At 61.3% G+C, this 18,140-nt stretch carries 13 protein-coding genes; 5 read left to right on the forward strand and 8 right to left on the reverse strand.

The features are described 5' to 3' along the window. Positions 1-180: 180 nt before the first annotated feature. Positions 181-2,280: a sensor domain-containing protein gene (locus tag DRB19_RS15905; RefSeq protein ID WP_114187014.1), complete on the reverse strand. Its 2,100-nt coding sequence runs from the start codon at positions 2,278-2,280 to the stop codon at positions 181-183. A gap of 33 nt (positions 2,281-2,313) precedes the next feature. Beyond that, the gene (locus DRB19_RS15910; RefSeq protein WP_114187015.1) at positions 2,314-2,754 is read right to left on the reverse strand and encodes a GAF domain-containing protein; all 441 of its coding nucleotides are present in this window, start codon (positions 2,752-2,754) and stop codon (positions 2,314-2,316) included. Positions 2,755-3,159: 405 nt separating this feature from the next. On the opposite strand from DRB19_RS15910, the gene DRB19_RS15915 reads away from it, so the two are divergent. Genes DRB19_RS15915 through uxuA form a run of 3 tightly spaced genes read left to right on the forward strand, consistent with a single transcriptional unit; the run spans position 3,160 to position 6,546 of the window. Beyond that, positions 3,160-3,810 carry a GntR family transcriptional regulator gene (locus tag DRB19_RS15915; protein WP_162815714.1) on the forward strand — a complete coding sequence of 217 codons (651 nt, stop codon included), beginning with the start codon at positions 3,160-3,162 and terminating at the stop codon, positions 3,808-3,810. 13 nt (positions 3,811-3,823) lie between these two features. Beyond that, entirely contained in the window at positions 3,824-5,323 is a 1,500-nt protein-coding gene (locus tag DRB19_RS15920; RefSeq protein ID WP_210207483.1) for a mannitol dehydrogenase family protein, read from the forward strand. Between the two features lie 26 nt (positions 5,324-5,349). Next, positions 5,350-6,546 carry a mannonate dehydratase gene (gene uxuA / locus DRB19_RS15925; RefSeq protein ID WP_114187018.1) on the forward strand — a complete coding sequence of 399 codons (1,197 nt, stop codon included), beginning with the start codon at positions 5,350-5,352 and terminating at the stop codon, positions 6,544-6,546. 60 nt (positions 6,547-6,606) lie between these two features. Here the strand turns inward: uxuA and DRB19_RS15930 are convergent, their stop codons facing one another. Then, positions 6,607-7,635 carry an Ldh family oxidoreductase gene (locus DRB19_RS15930; protein ID WP_373867369.1) on the reverse strand — a complete coding sequence of 343 codons (1,029 nt, stop codon included), beginning with the start codon at positions 7,633-7,635 and terminating at the stop codon, positions 6,607-6,609. A 54-nt stretch (positions 7,636-7,689) separates the two neighbouring features. Then, complete coding sequence (locus DRB19_RS15935) at positions 7,690-9,609, reverse strand: transglycosylase domain-containing protein (RefSeq protein WP_114187020.1); 1,920 nt, start codon at positions 9,607-9,609, stop codon at positions 7,690-7,692. 192 nt (positions 9,610-9,801) lie between these two features. Between DRB19_RS15935 and DRB19_RS15940 the strand changes: the two genes are divergently transcribed. Beyond that, complete coding sequence (locus DRB19_RS15940) at positions 9,802-11,835, forward strand: prolyl oligopeptidase family serine peptidase (RefSeq protein WP_114187021.1); 2,034 nt, start codon at positions 9,802-9,804, stop codon at positions 11,833-11,835. Positions 11,836-11,999: 164 nt separating this feature from the next. After that, on the forward strand, positions 12,000-12,233 hold the full coding sequence (locus DRB19_RS29995; RefSeq protein ID WP_147021763.1) for a helix-hairpin-helix domain-containing protein: 234 nt from the start codon (positions 12,000-12,002) through the stop codon (positions 12,231-12,233). A gap of 69 nt (positions 12,234-12,302) precedes the next feature. Here the strand turns inward: DRB19_RS29995 and DRB19_RS15945 are convergent, their stop codons facing one another. From DRB19_RS15945 to DRB19_RS15960, 4 genes are all read right to left on the reverse strand, one after another. Then, positions 12,303-13,595: a right-handed parallel beta-helix repeat-containing protein gene (locus DRB19_RS15945; RefSeq protein ID WP_114187022.1), complete on the reverse strand. Its 1,293-nt coding sequence runs from the start codon at positions 13,593-13,595 to the stop codon at positions 12,303-12,305. A 759-nt stretch (positions 13,596-14,354) separates the two neighbouring features. Continuing rightward, a complete protein-coding gene (locus DRB19_RS15950; RefSeq protein ID WP_114187023.1) occupies positions 14,355-15,746 on the reverse strand; it encodes a coiled-coil domain-containing protein in 1,392 nt (463 codons plus the stop codon). A 4-nt stretch (positions 15,747-15,750) separates the two neighbouring features. After that, positions 15,751-16,743 carry a DUF6384 family protein gene (locus DRB19_RS15955; protein WP_114187024.1) on the reverse strand — a complete coding sequence of 331 codons (993 nt, stop codon included), beginning with the start codon at positions 16,741-16,743 and terminating at the stop codon, positions 15,751-15,753. After that, positions 16,736-17,914 carry a cell surface protein gene (locus tag DRB19_RS15960; RefSeq protein WP_114187025.1) on the reverse strand — a complete coding sequence of 393 codons (1,179 nt, stop codon included), beginning with the start codon at positions 17,912-17,914 and terminating at the stop codon, positions 16,736-16,738. The genes DRB19_RS15955 and DRB19_RS15960 overlap by 8 nt, the downstream gene beginning before the upstream one ends. Positions 17,915-18,140: the final 226 nt, after the last annotated feature.

Genomic DNA, 18,140 nt, shown 5'->3' on the forward strand with positions numbered 1-18,140 from the left:
TGACCAGTGCCATCTATGGCCTTTGCATGAAGTGAGGGCGACGCCTGGGCACCGACCTGATAGGAATGCCGTCTTGCCGAGCCACCCCAGCCCGGCCAGTACGCATTTATAGGCCTATCCCCATACTGGGCAAGTGATGCACGGCTTATCAGAAAGGGCGAGAGCGTCTAGGCTTGCGGCTCAGGCAGAAGGGCGGATATTGTTGCTGAAATACGAAGAAAGCTCTGAAACTGCCATCGGCTTCGCGAAGAGGTAGCCCTGGGCGTTATTGCAGCCCAATTCACGCAGCCTTTGCGCCTGTCCCTCGGTCTCCACGCCTTCAGCGGTCACCTGGATGTTGAGGCTACGGCCAAGGCCAATGACCGCTGCCACGATGGCTTCGTCGCCTGCATCCTGCTCAAGGTCAAAAACGAAGGTCCTGTCGATCTTGATGTGATGGACCGGAAACCGCTTGAGATGGGCCAGGGAGGCATAGCCCGTTCCGAAATCGTCGAGCGCGATCTGAACCCCATGCCGCTGGAATTTCTCCAACGTGGCCGACACGGAATCCGACCGCCCCTCCAGCAGGACCTTTTCGGTGACCTCGATCTCGAAGTGATCCGTCGGCACCTTTACGAGCGCCAGGATGCGCAGGATATCCTCTGCAAGATCAGGCTGGCCGAACTCTGCGCATGAGAGGTTGACGCCCACTCGACCCGGATTGATGCCAGCATCGAGCCACCTGCGCATGTCCGAGGAAATCTTTCCGATCAGCCGCTTGCCGATAGCTGTCGCAAGTTCGGGATCGTCGAAGGCTGCGCCGAAGGTATCCGGCGTCAAGATGCCTTTGGTCGGGTGCCTCCACCGCGCCAGAGCCTCCACGCCGATAATCCTGCCCGTGGAGAGGCATACCTTCGGTTGGTAGAAAGGCACGATACAGTCCCGGGAAATCGCCTCCCGCACCTCTCGTCCCAGCGTGAGGCGCTGTTCTGTCGATGCTCTCATGGCGGGCGAATACGCCGTGACCCGGTTGCGGCCCTCGGCCTTCGCTCGAAAGAGCGCGATATCTGCGTCCTTCATGAGTTCGACCGGCTCCGAATCATGATCGGGAAATGCCGCGACCCCGATGCTGGCCCGGGTGACGAGCGCTCGTCCCGCGTAGGAATAGGGCTGGCGCAATCTCTTGATCATGCTCTCGGCTAAACCCGTCGCATGGTTGAGCCGAAATGGCTCCACCAGAAGCACCGCGAACTCATCGCCTCCGAGTCTTGCCACGGTGTCGCAATCGCGGGTCATCATCGACAGACGAGCCGCTGTCTCCTTGAGCAGCGCGTCGCCTGCATCGTGACCGAGGGTGTCATTAACGTCCTTGAAGTCGTCCAGATCGATCAGCAGGAGACTCACGGCCCCGTTGTTCTGCTTCGCCTCCGCGACGGCCTGCTCCAGACGAAGCTGGAACAGGACCCGATTGGGCAATCCGGTCAGAGAATCATGGTTCGCAGCCCGCCAGAGTTCGGCTTCGGCCTGCTTGCTGTCGTTGATGTCGGTGATCGTGCCGACCCATTCCCGGATCGAACCATCGGTTCCCTTGAGGGGCACGACCCGGGCGTGGATCCACCGGTATTGGCCATCCCGATGCAAAACCCGATACTCGTTCGCGCTGGGCTTGGGAGAGGCGAGCGTCTCCCGCCAAGCGGCCATGACGCGTTCCCGATCGTCGGGATGGACCGCGTCCAACCAGCCCTCGCCCCTGTAGGCGTCAGGTCCTTGGCCGCAGAAGGTCTCCCAGCCCCAGCCCTCGATGATCGAGCCGTCTTTCGACGCACGCCAGACGATGGCTGTGCTGGCCTCGATCAATGCACGGTAGCGCTCCTCGCCGTCCACAAGAGACGCCTCGGCCTTCTTCCAATCATCGATATCCGTGTAAGTCCCGTACCATCGCTCAATCCGCCCTTGGCTGTCGCGGAACGGGCTTCCGCGGCCCAGGATCCACCGATACACCCCCGAATGGTGGCGAAGCCGATATTCTATCTCGTAGTCCTCGCCGGTCGCGAGGGAATCCTGCCAAGCGGATAGAACCCGATCCCGGTCGTCCGGGTGAACGACCCTGTCCCAGCCTTCGCCGTCCGCCGAGCCGGGGGGTACGCCAGTGAATTCATACCAACGATGGTTATAGGAGGCATTGTATCCATTCGAACGGGCAGACCAAACCATTTGGGGGATGGTCTCGGTGATCGTTTCGAGCCGCCTCTTGCTTTCCGCGAGCGCCTTATTGGTACGTCTGAGCTCCAGTTGGTCCATTACGGAACGGGCGAGAGCCGACAGCGTCTCCTCCTACTCGTTCGTGAGCCCTTCCGGGCGCGGCGCGTAGTCGAGAACGCACAGCGTCCCAAGGGGAAACCCATCGTTCGTTTCGAGCACCGCGCCCGCGTAGAAGCGCAGGCGCTGCCCTTCGGCATTCGAGAGGTTGCAGTCGAGGCGCGGATCCCGGGCCATGTCCGGAATGACAAAAAGGCCGTGCTGAAGGATCGCATGAGCGCAGACCGACAGGTCCAGTCCTGTCTCCTTCACGCCTAGGCCGATATCGGATTTGAACCATTGGCGCCGTTCGTCGACGAAGCTCACCAGAGCGATCGGAGCGTTGCAGACATGGGCTGCGATCCTGGCGATACCGTCGAATGCGCCTTCCGGCGCAGTGTCGAGAATTTCGAACTCACGCAACGCGGCAAGACGATCAATCTCGTTCCAGCAGGGAGCATTGCTGCCCAAGACCATGTCGTTCACCGGGGCCTGTTGTTCTTGATGTTCTAAAGGGCTGCCCTGCCCGATCGCTCCCGTTGAGGAAGGTCAGGCAAATTTACCAGTTTGGGTAAGAATGAAGTCATCCGTTTAAGATTTTGCTACTCGCGAAAGTAAAACTCATCCAAAGGCTTATCACAGCGCCTGACAGCTGAACTCCATTCCTCCTTGCACTGGAATTTCGGGAATGCTACTTGTCGACTAGTCGACAAGATGGACTTCAGGCAATGCTAGGCTTTCCCGAGCCATCTCGGCCAATCGCGCCCGATAATTGGTTTGCGTTGCCCGTCCCTTTTCATTGGTGTGTTCCCAATGCTGACCTCACTCATACGCAAAGATAATGAGCAGGCTCCAGGCCACGGCGCGTTGCAAGCCTCGGCGATGGTAAGAAGTATCCATGCCCAAATCCGGCAGGATATTGTGACGCTCCAGCTCAGGCCGGGAGTGAGACTGTCCGAGAACGAGCTTGCACTGCGCTTCGGCACCAGTCGTGCCCCGGTGCGCGAGGCGTTGATACGCTTGGTTGAGGAAGGTTTGATTGAAGTCCTGCCGCAGCGCGGCAGCTTCGTGAGCCGGATCTCCCTTGCGGCCATGCAGCGGGCGCGCTTCGTGCGCGAGGCCCTTGAAGTGGCAATCGCCCGCCGCGCCGCCGAGCGTGGCCTATCGCCGGAGGCGCACGATCGCGCGACGTTGACGCTGGCCGAGCAGGAGCACGTCCAGACGGATCCCGAAGGCTTCACCCTTGCAGATGACGCATTCCATCGAATCTTGGCTGAGGATATCGGCATCGCTCAGATTTGGCCGGTACTGGAGCGAGAGAAATCGCAATTCGACCGCATCCGCTTCTTGAGCCTTCCCGTGGTTACGCCTGTCGCGTCCCTTATCGCCCAGCACCATGACATTCTTGCCGCGATCCTTGAGCGGGATCCCAATGCGACCGAGAGAGCCATGCGGGTTCATCTCTCTGAAGTGCTCAATAGCGCCGAAAGGCTTGCGACGGAGCACCCCGACCTGATCCTCAACGATGCCTGAGTTCGAAAAAGCCATGACAGCCACACTTCCTCGTCTTTCCGCATCGACCCTGGCCGCCGCGCAGGCCGAAACCCAACGTCCAGCCTATGACCGGGACCGGCTGGGGACCGGGATCGTGCATCTGGGCCTTGGTGCGTTCGTGCGTGCGCATCAGGCCCTCTACACGGAAGATCTCCTTGCAACCGAGCCGGGAGACTGGGGCATGGTCGGAGTGAGCCTTCAGCGCCCTGACCAGCGCGACCGCCTGATGCCTCAGGACGGCCTTTATACGACCCTTCAACGGGACCCTTCCGGCCTCTCGGCCCGCGTCGTCGGCTGCCTGCGTTCGGTGCTGGTTGCGCCGGAGGATCCCTCGGCCGTCATCGACGCCATGGGGAGCCCCGACACCCGAATCGTCAGCCTGACGGTGACCGAGAAGGGGTACTGCATCGATCCGGCGACCGGACGTCTGCAGCAGCAGCACCCCGACATCCGGCACGACCTCGAGCATCCAGATGCACCGCGAACGGCCGTAGGGTTCATCGTGGCGGCTCTGGAGCGGCGGCGGGCCGCCGGCTTGGCGCCGTTCACCGTCCTGTGCTGCGACAACCTTCCGTCGAATGGCGATGTGGTGGCGACGCTCGTCAGTGACTTCGCGGCGCTGAGGGATGACCGTCTCGCCAACTGGATCGAAACAAATGCGGCCTTTCCGTCCACGATGGTGGACCGGATCGTTCCGGCGACCACGCCGGACGACCTTACGGAAGCAACGCGGCTGACAGGCCTTACGGATGCGGCAGCCGTGGTTCACGAACCGTATCGCCAATGGGTGATCGAAGACCGTTTCGTCGGCGACGCTCGTCCGCGCTGGGAGCGCGTCGGAGCGGAAATCGTCGGCGACGTGGCTCCGTATGAGCACATGAAGCTGCGCCTGCTCAACGGCTCACATTCGGCGCTTGCCTATCTGGGCTATCTCTCGGGTCATGAGACCATCGCCGATACGGTGGCTGATCCGGTGCTCCGGACCTTCGTCGAACGACTTTGGCGGGAGATCGTTCCCGTCGTGCCGCCGCCGCCGGGAACTGACTTGGCTTCTTATACAAGAGCCCTGCTGGAGCGTTATTCCAACCCAGCCATCCGGCACCGTACCTGGCAGATCGCCATGGACGGTTCGCAGAAGCTGCCGCAGCGCCTTTTGGCGACAATCCGAGAGCGCCTCACGCGGGAGCTTCCCCTGCCCGGTCTCGCCCTCGCGGTTGCAGGCTGGATGCGCTATGTGGGCGGAGTCGACGAGCACGGACGCGAGATTGACGTGCGCGATCCTTTGGCGGCCCGCCTCCGAGATACCCTCGACAAGGCCGGTGGCGACCCGCAGGCGCGTGTGCGCGCGGTCCTGGGCATCGAAGCGATCTTCGGCGACGATCTGGCGCGCGATCCGCGTTTCGAAAGTGCGCTGATTGCCGCCTACGCGTCGCTTCTGGCCCGCGGCGCCCGCGGCGCTGCGGCGGATTTCAACTCCCACGCCGGCGCTTAAGCCCGGTTCTCCCACGAGGTTATCAAATGGAACAGACTTGGCGCTGGTTCGGCCCCGACGATGTCGTGCAGCTTCCCCACATCCGCCAGACCGGCGCGACCGGGATCGTGACCGCACTCCACCAGATCCCCTACGGCGTGGTCTGGACCGTGGAGGAGATCGAGGTCCGCAAGGCGCTCATTGCCGCCGACCCGTCGCTTGGCCTTCGCTGGAGCGTCGTCGAGAGCCTGCCGATCCACGAGAGCATCAAGATCGGCGAAGGCGACCTCGAACCTCTGTTCGACAACTACCGCCAGTCGCTGCGCAATCTCGCCCAGTGCGGCGTCACCACGGTGTGCTACAACTTCATGCCGGTGCTCGACTGGACCCGGACCGAACTGGCTTATCCCCTGCCCGGCGGCGGAACGGCGCTGCGCTTCAACGCGCATGAGCACGCCGCCTTCGACTGCTTCATGCTGGAGCGCCCTGGTGCGGAAGCCGACCATTCGCCCGAAGTCCTGGCCCGCGCGAAGGAGTGGTTCGAGCGCTCCACGGAAGCCGATCGCCGCAAACTTCTGGCGAACATCATGGCGGGCCTTCCCGGCGCTTACGACCGCTACGACATTCCGGGCCTGCGCCGCATGCTCGACCGCTACCGCGAGATCGACAAACCGCGCCTTCGCGAGAACCTTGCCCGCTTCCTGCGCGAGGTGATCCCGGTTGCAGAGGAAGTCGGCATTCGAATGTGCATCCATCCCGACGATCCGCCGCGTCCTCTCATGGGCCTGCCACGTATCGTCTCCAATGAGGACGACCTCGCATTCATCGTGGGCGCAATCGAGTCGCCGGCAAACGGCATCACCCTGTGCAGCGGCTCCCTCGGCGCAGGACCCGCCAACGATGTCCCGGCAATCGCGCGGCGCTTCGCCAAGCACATCTACTTCGCCCATTTGCGCAATGTTGCGAAGGAGCCGGACGGGTCCTTCATGGAAGCCGATCATCTGGGCGGCGACACCGACATGGTCGCGGTGGTGACGGCTCTCCTCGAAGAGCAGAAGCGGCGAAAGGATTCGGGCGATCCGAAATGGCGCATCCCGATGCGCCCCGATCATGGCCATGAGCTTCTTGACGACGTGGGCAAGAAGACCCACCCGGGCTATCCGGCCATTGGTCGCCTCAAGGGCCTTGCAGAGCTGCGCGGCGTGATGACTACCGTGTCGTCGCTCAAGAACCTGCCCCTTTGAAGCAGATTTAACGGACAGGACGCCGCCCGCATTTCGCGGGCGGCTTCGTTTGAGTGACCGCTATACGCGCAGGAAGCGCGCCGTCTCCGGATCAACCGGAATACCGGTACGCTGGCGTTCCTGCTCGACTGCCCATTCGCGATCACCTGGTGCCATGACCGTCTCGCCGGTACGCGCAACACTCGACCTCAGATCTACCAGATAGCGCATGATGGCGGTCTCATAGAACTGCCGGCCAACAAAGCGATCAGGATCGATCGCGAGGCAGAAATGGCCCAAATTCCGCGGCGTTTGGAAGTCGTCCGTCTCGGCCATGCGGATCACGAGATGGTCCAGCGTGCTTCCTGTAAGGATTGACGAGAATAGTGTAACGAGACCGGCGAGACCCGCACCCTTGAAGCCGAAATCAACACCTCCGAGCGGCATCAGCATATCGGCCGCGTTGGGATCGGTCGTAGGCTGGCCTGAAGCATCGGCTGCAACGCCGTCCGACAGGGTTTTCCCCAGAGTGCGGTAGAGCAGCACACGATTGAAGGGGATCGATGAGGTAGCCATGTCGAGTAGCCACGGCCTCTCGCCCGGCACCGGCGCGCCGACCGCGATAGGATTCGTGCCATGAAAGCGTTCGGCCCCACCGTGCAGGGCTACGACGGCGTCGCTCTGCGTCATCGATAGGGAGATCATGCCCTCCTCGGCTCCCGCGAGCGCATAAGCGCCGCCCGCGCCATAATGGCTCGATCGCAGGATTCCCACAGCCGCCACGCCTGTATCTTTCGCCATGGCGCAAGCAAGCTTCATACCCTCATATGCGGCCGCATGTCCGAGCCCGTCATCCGCATCCAGCACTGCCGACGAGGCCGCCGTGCGGCGAACCTCCATGTTCGGAGCGCCATTGATCCGGCTGCCCTGCAGCGCCTTTACGTAATGCGCGGTCAGACGCACGCCGTGGCTATCGACGCCGATCCGCGAGGCGTGCATCATGGCCCGCGTCGCAGCGCCAGCCGAGCGCTCGTCGGCGCCGCCCTCCCGCAATGCCGCAAATGTTGCAGCCTCAAGTGCGGGCTCCCGCACGAGTATCATCTCGCTCACATCGACCTCTCGATCATCAAGGACGCCATATCTGACGGCGCGAAAGAGTACGGATCAGGTCCGCTTGTCCTTGAACAAGATGTCCTTGGCGGACTGAGAATCCGGGGCTTTCATCGCATGTCCGAGGGTCGAGAACCAGTCGACGATCTTGCGGGGATCGATCTGCCGCTCGGTATGCGCAACCGCCGCACTGCGCTCATCGAGGCTTCGCTGATGCGCTGCCCATTCGTTCGTCGCATTCGCCACGCGCCGGAAATACGCCGCCGGGGCCCCAGCGCCCGCGAGCGTAGGGCCATCGTCGCCACGGCGACGGCCCATCCAGATCCCGAGCACCCGCTCCTCGCTCCATCCGACGAACCAGGCATCGGCATTTCCAGTCGTGGTGCCGGTCTTGCCATAGGCAGACCAGCGCTTCAGCGTCGCCGCCCTGCCCGTTCCGCTGCGCACAACTTCCCGCAACATCGCATGCGTCGGCTGAATGCACTTCTCAGGGATAACCCTCGTCCTGATGACAGTTAGAAAATCCGCCCGCACCTGACCGCGCCCATCGATCACCGCGAGCACTCCGGACGGCTTCACCTCGTAGCCTCCATTGGCCACAGCAGCATAAGCGCCTGTCATTGTCATCACGTTGGTGGAATAGGAGCCGAGGACGAAGCTCGGGTCGTTCGCAGAACCCGGTTCAATTCCGATGCGTCGGCTGGCCTCGGCCACCTTGTCGACCCCGATTTCCTTGGCAAGGCGAACCGCTGCGGCGTTGCGCGAGGACGCAAAAGCTTCTCTGAGGGTGGTCTGGCCTTTATAACCGAGCGTGCCGTTGGCAGGCCAGTTCCCTGTGATGGGTAGATCAATGACGCGGCTTTCCGGCGTCTTGCCGCTCTCGCAGGCGGCAATCAGAAGTGGCAGCTTCGCGGTCGAGCCAGCCTGAACGCTGGCTTTCACGGCGTTATTGAACTGCCGCTCAGACCAGTCGGTCGATCCGACCATTGCCTGCACGCGCCCGTTCGGCGCCATCATGACGGCCCCGACGTCATACGAAGATGGTATCGAGCCGGCTTTCTCAAGTTCATCGAGATGTCGCTCCGCCAGGTGCTGGAAACGCGGGTTCAGCGTGACGAAGAACCGGACTGTCTCTCCAGGCTGGACGTATTTCTCGCCCCAACCCTGCACCACCCATTCGGTAAAGGCCTGAGGCTGGATCCTGAACTCCGGAAGGACGCCCGGTCGCGCTCCAGCCTGTTCGGCGCGACGGCGTTCCTTCTCGGTGATCTTGCCCTGCTCGGCCATGAGCTTCAGCACCAGAAGCGCACGCTCATGGGCGCGCTCGCGGGTCCTTTCCTTCAGAGGGTTGAAGCGGGCCGGAGCCTGCACCATCCCGGCCAGGAGGGCTGCCTCGTAAAGCGTCAGATCCTTGGGTTCTTTTCGGAAGTAGTGACGGCTCGCGCGATAGAGGCCGACGATGTCCCGGCCGCCGAACTCGATCTGGTTGAGGTACGCGGCCAAGAGCTCTTCTTTGCCGACCGCCTCGTCGAAAAGGCCCGCATACCAAACCTCGGCACCCTTGCGCTCCAGACGCGTAAGCGCGTCGCTGCCGCGCAGATCGTGGAACACCAGGTTCTTGAGGAGCTGCATGGGAATGGTACTGCCGCCCCGGGACAGCCCGCCCTTGAGCACCGACAGCAGAGACAGAACATCCACCCCATTATGATCGAAGTAGCGCTTGTCCTCGACGGCCACGATGGCCTTCTTCATCACGCTGGGGATTTCAGCGGGTGTCAGAGCCACGGGACAGCGGCAATAGGCATCCCATCCGGTCTTGGTCCGAGTGACCATGACCTGCGGTGATGCGACGAGTAGCCGGAGCGAGCGAGGCTTGAGATCCCAGAAATAAACCGGATCCGCTGCTTGTGGAGCGGCTGCGTGCGCTGCGCCCGCAAGCAGGAAGGCAGCCACGAAAGTAAAGGCGCGGGTCATCTTTGGCCCTATGACGCCCCGAATCATTCGGCGCGAGAACCCTCTACAGACATGAAAACTGTGGCCGAAAATGGTGTTAAGTTACAGTCAAGCTACCCCATGGCCAGCCGACGCGGCCACCGGAGCCGGGCTCGGTTTCACCCACGGCTCGCCCTATATGCGCGGGACCAAACCCGAACCGGATGCCGACCTATGAACAAACCGATGCTGGAGCGCCCCGATCCTTACCTGTGGCTGGAGGAGGTTGAAAGCGACGAGGCGCTCGCCTGGGTTCGGGCCCGAAACGAGATCACCCAAGCAGCCCTTTGTGATGCGGCTTTCGAAGCCGACAAGGCTGCCCTGTATGAGATTTCGACGCGCCCTGACAACATCCCGTTCGTGACGCGCCGCGTCGGACAGCTCTACAATTTCTGGCAGGATGCGGCGCATGTGCGTGGCCTGTGGCGGCGCACCACCATGGACGATTATCGTAAGGCGGAGCCAAGCTGGGAAACGGTGCTCGATATCGACGCTCTGGCGCGTGAGGAAAACCAGGACTGGGTCTGGAAGGGCTGCAGCGCCCGCGAGCCCGAGCAGCGTTTCGGTCTCGTAAGCTTGTCCCGAGGAGGCGCAGACGCGGTCGTGGTCCGGGAATTCGATCTGGCCGAGAAGCGCTTCGTCACCAACGGCTTCGCCCTGCCGGAAGCCAAAGGCGGGGCGACTTGGCTCGATCACGACACCCTGCTGGTCTCAACGACTCTCGGCGAGAACGCCGCTACGGCCTCGGGCTATCCGCGCACTGTCCGCCTTTGGCGGCGGGGCACGGATGTAATGCAGGCGCCCCTGCTATTCGAGGGTGATATCAGCGACATCTATATCTCGGCCTCCGTCGACCGGGAGCCGGGTTTTGAGCGCACCTTCTACCGCCGCCAAATCACCTTCGAGGAAGGGATCAGCTATCTGGCGCGCGACGACGCCTCTCCCCTTGCAATCGATCTTCCCCTCGACGCGCATTTCGATGTGGAGAGGGATTGGATGGTGGTGAAGCTCAAGACGGACTGGTCGCCAGCCGGGCGCACCTATCCGGCGGATTCGCTGCTGGCGATCAGCTTCTCGCGATTTCTCGGCGGCGACAGGAACTTCGAAATCCTTTTCGAGCCAGCGCCTCGTCGCGTGCTTGCGGGCTTCTGGTGGAGCCGCTCGCGACTAGTGCTCACGGTGCTCGACAACCTCTCGAGTCAGATCTGGCTCGCAACCCCTGGCCGCAACTGGACGCTGGAACGTCTAGAAGGCATGCCCGAGGCCGTTTCCGTGCATGCGTCACCGCTTGATACGGGGCAATTGAACCGAACGGACGAGATCCTTCTGTCGATCTCCAGCTACGTTGAGCCGACGAAACTTGCCCTCGTGGATGAGAACAAGCGGATTCACCTGCTCAAGGAGACGCCTCCCGCGTTCGGTGGCTCCGGCTTGGAGGTTACGCGACATGAAGCCGTTTCGGTCGACGGAGAGCGTATCCCGTACTTTCAAATTGGCCCCAAGAACCAGGATGGTCCTCGGCCGACGGTGCTCTACGGCTATGGCGGCTTCTCTGTCTCCCTGACTCCAGGCTATCTCGGCGGCATCGGCAAGGTATGGCTGGAGCGCGGCAACGTCTGGGTTGTCGCCAATATCCGCGGCGGCGGTGAGTTCGGGGCGGACTGGCACAAGGCCGGCATGCGTGCGGGCAAGCGGCTCTCGCATGACGATTTCGCGGCCATCGCGGGCGATCTCGTGGAGCGCGGGGTCGCGACATCGGACCAGCTTGCGGCCTATGGCGGCTCGAACGGCGGTCTTCTCGTCGGCAACATGCTCACCCGCTATCCGGACCGTTTTGGAGCGATCTGGTGCACTGTACCGCTCCTCGACATGCGCCGGTATACCCGCCTGCTCGCTGGACCGAGCTGGGTGGCAGAGTACGGAGATCCAGACAAGCCTGAAGACTGGGCTTTCATGGAGGGGTTCTCGGCGTATCAGAACCTGGATGCAGACCGGGCGTATCCGCCGGTGCTCCTAGTCACATCCCGACGGGACGACCGCGTGCATCCAGGTCATGCACGCAAGATGACCGCAAAGCTCGAAGCCCTGAAGCGAACCGTCTTTTTCTATGAGCCCGAGGATGGCGGCCACGGAGCAGCCAACAAGAAGCAGGCGGCTTTCCTGTCGGCCCTCGGCTTTGCGTTCCTCAGGAAAGCTCTCTCACGCTAGGAGGCTGCCTGACCGGCATCGTGATACCAAGACCCACGGCCCAAAGGGAAGAGCCCGAGGAAAATAAGGATATCCGGGCCCAATTATGGGATTCTGATCATTGGCAAATTTTGCTCGCCCCGTACCCTGAACCTGAAAAAGGACAAAGGTCGGGAGGTGAGGCAATGTCGAAAGGCCCATGGGATCGATGGGAAGGACCAATTCGAGGCTTGCGTCTTCCCCAGAGCACTTGGGACGCGCTGCAACGGGAGGGCATTACGACGATAGATCAGCTCAAGGCAGTGGCGGACCGGGTCCATTGGCTCCCCGGCATCGGTCGCAAGACGGCGCAACTGATCAAGGAAGAACTCGCCCGTGTCGCGCCACCATCTGCTGAACGACACGATCCCGATGCCTGAGGCGAGGTTTGATCCCCGTGACCCGGGGAGCGCCGGTAGGGCCGGCGCTCCCCGGCACGAGTGTTCTCGTCAGACGACGAAGAAGTCGTGGTGACTCATATTAAGACCCTTCCTGAGAACTGCGATGTCGACCCCAGCCTTCTCGCCGGATCCGTCCACATCGTACGACAGGACACCGGTGCTCTTGTTGTAGATGATGTAGTCGCTACCGTCCTTGGCATAATCGAGGCTGAAGTACTTCTTGGCGAGCTTGACAGAGCCCTGATCCGAGCCTTTGAGCTTCGACATGAACAGGTTGTCCAGCCAAATCGAATCGTACTTCACGTTGAAGTCGCTGATCTTGTCTCGGTTCGCCTTGCTCAATTTGGTGTCGAATACAAACGTATCGTGGCCCGTGCCGCCGCTGAGGACGTCATTGCCAAGCTTGGCGGCAAGGTGGTCGTCGCCGGCGTCGCCAACTAGGGTGTCCTTGCTAGAGCCGCCGACCAGCCAATCGTTTCCTGAACCACCATTGGGGGTCGTGGGCGTTGCGCTCGTCGCGCTTGCAGGAGCCGCCGCCGAAGCAGGAGAAGCCTTTCCAAGGGTCCAAGCAGCATCGCCGGAGTGTTGGAAGTTGGCATGGCCTTTGTACCAGCTCGACTGGATATACCATGCATCGCCGGACGACGCGCCGGATCCAAATTGGTTGTTGGTGGTGACGAAGTCATCGACGGCCAGTGAGTGATCGCTGCCGGTCTTGATCATCACGCCGCCGTAGTTGGCCGACGCCTTGCCCCAGTTCTTGATCACGTTGCCGTGGACCACCAGCTTGTCGGATGGACCCGCCATGTGGTCGGGGAAGTAGCCCACGCCAGCCTCGTAGGCGCCGTCGATGGTGTTGTACTGCACGACGCCCGAGGAGCGGATGGAGATGCCATTGCCGGCCGCCGAGTTCAGAACCGTGTTGTACTCGACCAGCACGTCCGAGGTCTGGACGTAAATGCCGTGATCGAGGCCGTTGCCCGGGCTCTTCTGCCCGGTGTTCTGGATGTGGTTGCCGCGGATCACAAGGCCCGGATGATCAACCCCGTCGGCTATGCGCTGGGCGGCTCCAATGCCGTTGACGCCGATGTTGGTGATCTTGTTGTTCTCGAGCACCACATCCTTGGTCGAGTCGGTTGAGGACAGGCGGATGCCCGACCCGCTCACCTTGTCGATGGTGACGTTTTCAATTTTGACGTTCTTGACGCCCTTGATGAAGATGCCGTCGCCGGAGGCGTTCTTGATGGTCACGTTGCGGACCAGGGTGTTGTCCCATTCTGAGCTGTCGAGACGCAGCGTCGAGGTCAAGACAAGATTCTCTACAATACGAGTATAAGCCATAACTGCCCCTACTTAGGTTGCGTAGCTCTTTACCCGATTGTATAGGAATAGCGGCCTACACCATCAACACAGATGTCATCAGCTCAGACTGCTAGATGAAATGAATATTGATAGATTTGAATATATTCAAAAGGTGCTTCAATCGGGGATTTAAGCTGGTTTTTGGTACGCACACTGAATGATCCCGTCTGTAAGTTAAATTATACCAGATTATGACTAAGCAAATTACTAAGTAATACGCTATAAAACGGCCATATCATTATTCCCAATTATCCTACCTTGATTTGGCGCGACTTCTCCAAGCTTCGCAGCCGCCATCAGCTCCAAATAGTGATAAGAAACGAGCTTATCCGTTGTTTGATGGATCAAGTCGCATTCGAACCTGCAGATTGGCTAGGGTCATCTCCAGCAGCTTCGAGCGGAAAACTCGGATCTAATCAGCCCAAACCTCGCAATGGGCAGACGCGTGCGGGTACTGGAGACAAAGCAAGTCGCAGAATGAGCGCGACCCTATCTGCGGCTGCGGAACATCAGCTCATGCTCGCTACTTGATAGGTGCGCACAACAAGCCTTGCGGATATCAGGGGCTATTAAGTCAGATACTCCAGAACCAGCCCCGAAGTATTCGGGCGAATCAAACAACCCCTCCGCCCACACCTCGCGGTGTGAGTTTTCCGAAGGCATTTTGTGTGTTTTACGTCGATATGGGCGCCTCAATCAGCAAGCAGCGCCGAACGTTCAAAAACTCAAGCCTTCCTGTCAGAAGGCCCCGCCGGTCCTGAAGCCATCTCCGCCGAACGATCCGCCGGTTTCGAACCCGCCCGGTTGCGGGAACGGAATGCCGCCGCCGAAGCCGGAATCCCATGGGCTAGGTCCTTGGTGGAAGCCGCCTCGAAGAACCTCCCCAAGAATTGCCCCTCCGACCGCCCCGGTGAGAACGCCCCCGAGAACGTTTCCAAGCACAGCCTCGTTCCCAAATGTCCCGTAGGGGTTGTCGTAGCCTTGGCGACGGAACTCGGTCCATTCGTGCTCAATCACATTGCGCCGCTGCGCGGCCTGCTGCAATTGCCGGTGCGTGTTGGCCACCTGCCGTTCCGCTCGCACGATCATGACATCAATCGCCTGGATGCGGCGGACGATCTCCTCGTCCCGTGGCGTCGGCGTCCGCATAGCCTCCTGGTAAAGCTGGTTCAAATCCTCTCGAGCATCGGCAGAGGCCAGCAGTTCGACCGCCTCGCGATAAGGCGCATCTCCCTCCAGGACGGAAGTGTCATGGGTGCGGTCTATCCTGGCAAGAGCCTCGCGCGCATCAATGAGCCGCCGGTCGGCTGCGTCCATTGCGTTCTTCGCATTCGAAGCCACCGACTCCAGCGCTTCGATGCCTGCGGCCCTCAGGGCAGTTCGCTCAATGGCGGTCAGTCGATCCCGCTCATTTCTCAGTTCGTCGACGATGCGGCTGGCATGCTCCCGCAATCGCGCTGGGATTTCATTGAGAAGAGTATAATTCGCACGTGCTTTGTCATAGCCGACGACACGGGCTACGAGCCGGTCCATAATGCGGCTCAGAGGGTTCACCCTGTAGGCAGCGGTGCCGAACTTGCGGTTCCACAGGTACATGAAGAGAGGGTCGTCCTCATAAGGCCTACGCTTCTCGTTCTGGTCAGCCTCCGCCTGTACGGCCTTTTTCTCGGCCTGCTCGGCCATTCTGGTGATCTCGTCGATCCGGGTTCGTGCGCCGCTCCAGTCTGGGCTGACGCGGATCTGGGCTTCGACGCTTTTGCGCAAGGCTTCAACTTCGCCCAAGGCCTTCTCCAAGATTGCCGCCGCCGAATGACGCTCCGCTTCCGCCCGACGAACACGTTCCTCCGCCTCTCGACGCCGCTCCGTTATGACCCTGAGCGCCTCGCGGCGGTCGTTTAGCAGATTGATGGCCTGGCGCTCGACTGCGTCCAGTTGGCCAACAATCTCGTTCTTCTTGATCGCGTCCAACTTCAGGCGCGCGAGCTCACGGAACATCTCTGTTCGCTCGACCCGTAAACGCGTTACGTCCTCGCTCGCGGCCTGCCAAGCCTGCTCAAGCTGCGCTTCCTGCTGGCGCGCCTTTTCGATAGTCTGTTCGATCTGGGCGAGGGCTTGTCGTCCTGAAATCATCGCCTTACCAGCCCGTGATTGTGCCGCCGAGAACCGGCATCAGGTAATCGATGTCGAGATAGCCCCGGCGCTTCTCGCCGAGGCGGCTGCGCTGTACGATGCCGTCGTCGTTTTTGTCCCGCTGCACCTGTATCGCCACCTCCTCGTTCACGCGCACACCCCATTTGGACGTGGTGACGGTTCGACCATCCTCCTCGCTGGTGACCGGCATACTGAGGATCCGCCCATCGGGAGAGACTGCCTCCACGATGAGGTAGTAGTTTCGGCCTGCCGGATTCCGCTGCGGGACCCGCCAAACCCCACTAGGCTCCCCGGGGCGTGATACGATCCGCAGCGTGAACTCTCGCCTGAGATCGGCGCGGAGGACTTCGAGGTCGTTGATGGCTTGGCGTGCGCCCGCAGCGTCTGCGCTTGCAACGGCTGCGCGACCATCCGCGAGGATCTGATCCGCCTTTTCTCGGGCAGCCTGAACCCTTGCCTCCCGCAGCACATCCTCATGTCCTTGCACGAGGGCGCTCGGCAGCGCCTCGGCCAGTTCGATCCGGTTCCTTTCAGCCAGAATTCGTTCCTGCTCGGCCCGTTGCTGAGCCGGGCGCTCCACGCCTAGATGATAGGCGCCCCAGCCAAAGCCCAGAAGGGCCACGAGCGTCAGAAGGCTTCGGCCGACCCGACCACGATTGACCCATAAGGTTGCAATGGTCCGCGAGAGACCGGGCGCGGGCGGCGTATAGAGGAAGCGCTGCTCCTTGAGGGCCTGCACGCCCTCAAGGAGGATACGATCCGGAACCGCGATCCCCTGCCCCCGGTAGATCTGCCGCAGCCGCTCCAGAAGTTCGGCATCCCGCTGCTCCTCGCTGAGTTCTCGGTTGACGAGGCTTTCCTGGTGACGGAGCGTGTCGACCACGTCCATCGCGAGCATCACCTCGTCAAGGCTCTGAGGGGTCTTCCCCGCAGCCGGCGCGAGTGGTGCGGCAGATGCGGCGGGCGAGTCAGCCATTGATCGGCAATGCCTCTCCCTGCGCCACGAGACGCGCGATGCGCCGCTTGCCGTCCTCGACCGCATCACGGATTTCGGCCGAGTTCTGCGTCGAGAGCCTGCGCATCTCGCCGACGATTTCGAGCGAATGCTCCTGGAAGGAGATGACGGAATCCACGAGCTTCTTGACCGCGTCTGCCCGAATGGTCGGGCCGTAGCCGGCCTTCACAGCAGCCTCGCCAACCTGATCGCCGATCTCCGCCAGGACCTCCAGACTCCTGGAAACGCCCTCTTTCATCTCGTTCAGGGTTTGCGTCGCCTCGTGCAGGCCGAACATGCCCGTGAAGGACGCCCTCAAGGCGGTCAGAACGGAGTCGTTGGTGGAGAAAAACGTGACTGCCTGGGCATAGACCCGCTCCTTGGCATTCGTCATCTGCATCAGCCTGGCCATGATGACTTCGGAGGTGTTGTAGCTGACGGTGAGGTTGTCCGAGAGGTCCTTGGCGATCTGGTAGCGCTTTTCCTCGTCCTGAGTGCTGCGTAGCTCTTCGTCGCGGGCAAGTTCGAGGCGCGCGCGCTCCGCAATCTCCGCACCCTGGAAGTTGACGACCGCGTCAGAGGAAGCCTTCAGCCTCGCCTTGGCCGCCTCAAGCTTCTGCTCCGCGGTTTTGAGAACCTCCAGAGCCATGACCTCCGCGTGCTTGAGCGCGCCACGGAAATCCCGGTAGGCGTCGAGGATGATCTGCTCGCGCTCGATCTGGTCCCTCGTGGACCGGGTCACGTCGAGATAGGTCTCTTTGATGTCATCGAAACGATCAGCGATATCGCCTCTGGAAATCTTCATCCAGACATTCGTCACGCGCTCCATCAGGTCGATCTTCGAATCCGCGATCTGGTCGACCATTTTCTTGGAGTCATCGCGAATTGAGTTGAACGACTCTGTGATTTGCCGGTAGCGCTCGCCGATCTCCACACCCTCGGTCTGCTCGCGCACGACCTCGTTGAAGACGTTGGCCTGCCCTAATGTCCGAGCGATGATCGTGATCCGGTCCTGGTCGAGGTCCGAAATTTTCTCCAGGAGACCATTGATGGGAGCCTCCATGGCCTGGGGTGGGGTGATCCCAAGGTCCCGCAGGGCTGACGTGGCCCGATCAAGATACTGCAAGGGGGATTTCACGACGACGTCAGACATGGCACATTTTCCCAACGGTTCGCAGGGCTCTTCAATATCCCGGACATGTGGATCCAGTGAGAAAGCCGAGCGCGAGTTTTGCTACGCAGGCAGAGGCACAGTTTTCAATGTACAAACCAACGGAGGGTTCCCCTGCCCCTGGGCTTGGCCAAGTGGCTCTGGCGCTCTCTGGCTCCCTGCTTCGCAACAAAGCCTCGCCGAATGGCCTATCCGTCTGAGAAAACTT

Source organism: Microvirga aerophila, assembly GCF_003332305.1.
In the GTDB taxonomy this organism is placed as follows: Bacteria; Pseudomonadota; Alphaproteobacteria; order Rhizobiales; family Beijerinckiaceae; genus Microvirga; species Microvirga aerophila.

What these genes read in the sequence shown, in the direction of transcription:
- DRB19_RS29995 (WP_147021763.1), top strand. Translation starts at nt 12,000, where the DNA reads ATGTCGAAAGGCCCATGGGATCGATGGGAAGGACCAATTCGAGGCTTG.
- DRB19_RS15960 (WP_114187025.1), bottom strand. Translation starts at nt 17,914, where the DNA reads ATGTCTGACGTCGTCGTGAAATCCCCCTTGCAGTATCTTGATCGGGCC.
- DRB19_RS15935 (WP_114187020.1), bottom strand. Translation starts at nt 9,609, where the DNA reads ATGACCCGCGCCTTTACTTTCGTGGCTGCCTTCCTGCTTGCGGGCGCA.
- DRB19_RS15905 (WP_114187014.1), bottom strand. Translation starts at nt 2,280, where the DNA reads ATGGACCAACTGGAGCTCAGACGTACCAATAAGGCGCTCGCGGAAAGC.
- DRB19_RS15910 (WP_114187015.1), bottom strand. Translation starts at nt 2,754, where the DNA reads ATGGTCTTGGGCAGCAATGCTCCCTGCTGGAACGAGATTGATCGTCTT.
- DRB19_RS15945 (WP_114187022.1), bottom strand. Translation starts at nt 13,595, where the DNA reads ATGGCTTATACTCGTATTGTAGAGAATCTTGTCTTGACCTCGACGCTG.
- DRB19_RS15955 (WP_114187024.1), bottom strand. Translation starts at nt 16,743, where the DNA reads ATGGCTGACTCGCCCGCCGCATCTGCCGCACCACTCGCGCCGGCTGCG.
- DRB19_RS15920 (WP_210207483.1), top strand. Translation starts at nt 3,824, where the DNA reads ATGACAGCCACACTTCCTCGTCTTTCCGCATCGACCCTGGCCGCCGCG.
- DRB19_RS15950 (WP_114187023.1), bottom strand. Translation starts at nt 15,746, where the DNA reads ATGATTTCAGGACGACAAGCCCTCGCCCAGATCGAACAGACTATCGAA.
- DRB19_RS15940 (WP_114187021.1), top strand. Translation starts at nt 9,802, where the DNA reads ATGAACAAACCGATGCTGGAGCGCCCCGATCCTTACCTGTGGCTGGAG.
- DRB19_RS15915 (WP_162815714.1), top strand. Translation starts at nt 3,160, where the DNA reads ATGGTAAGAAGTATCCATGCCCAAATCCGGCAGGATATTGTGACGCTC.
- uxuA (WP_114187018.1), top strand. Translation starts at nt 5,350, where the DNA reads ATGGAACAGACTTGGCGCTGGTTCGGCCCCGACGATGTCGTGCAGCTT.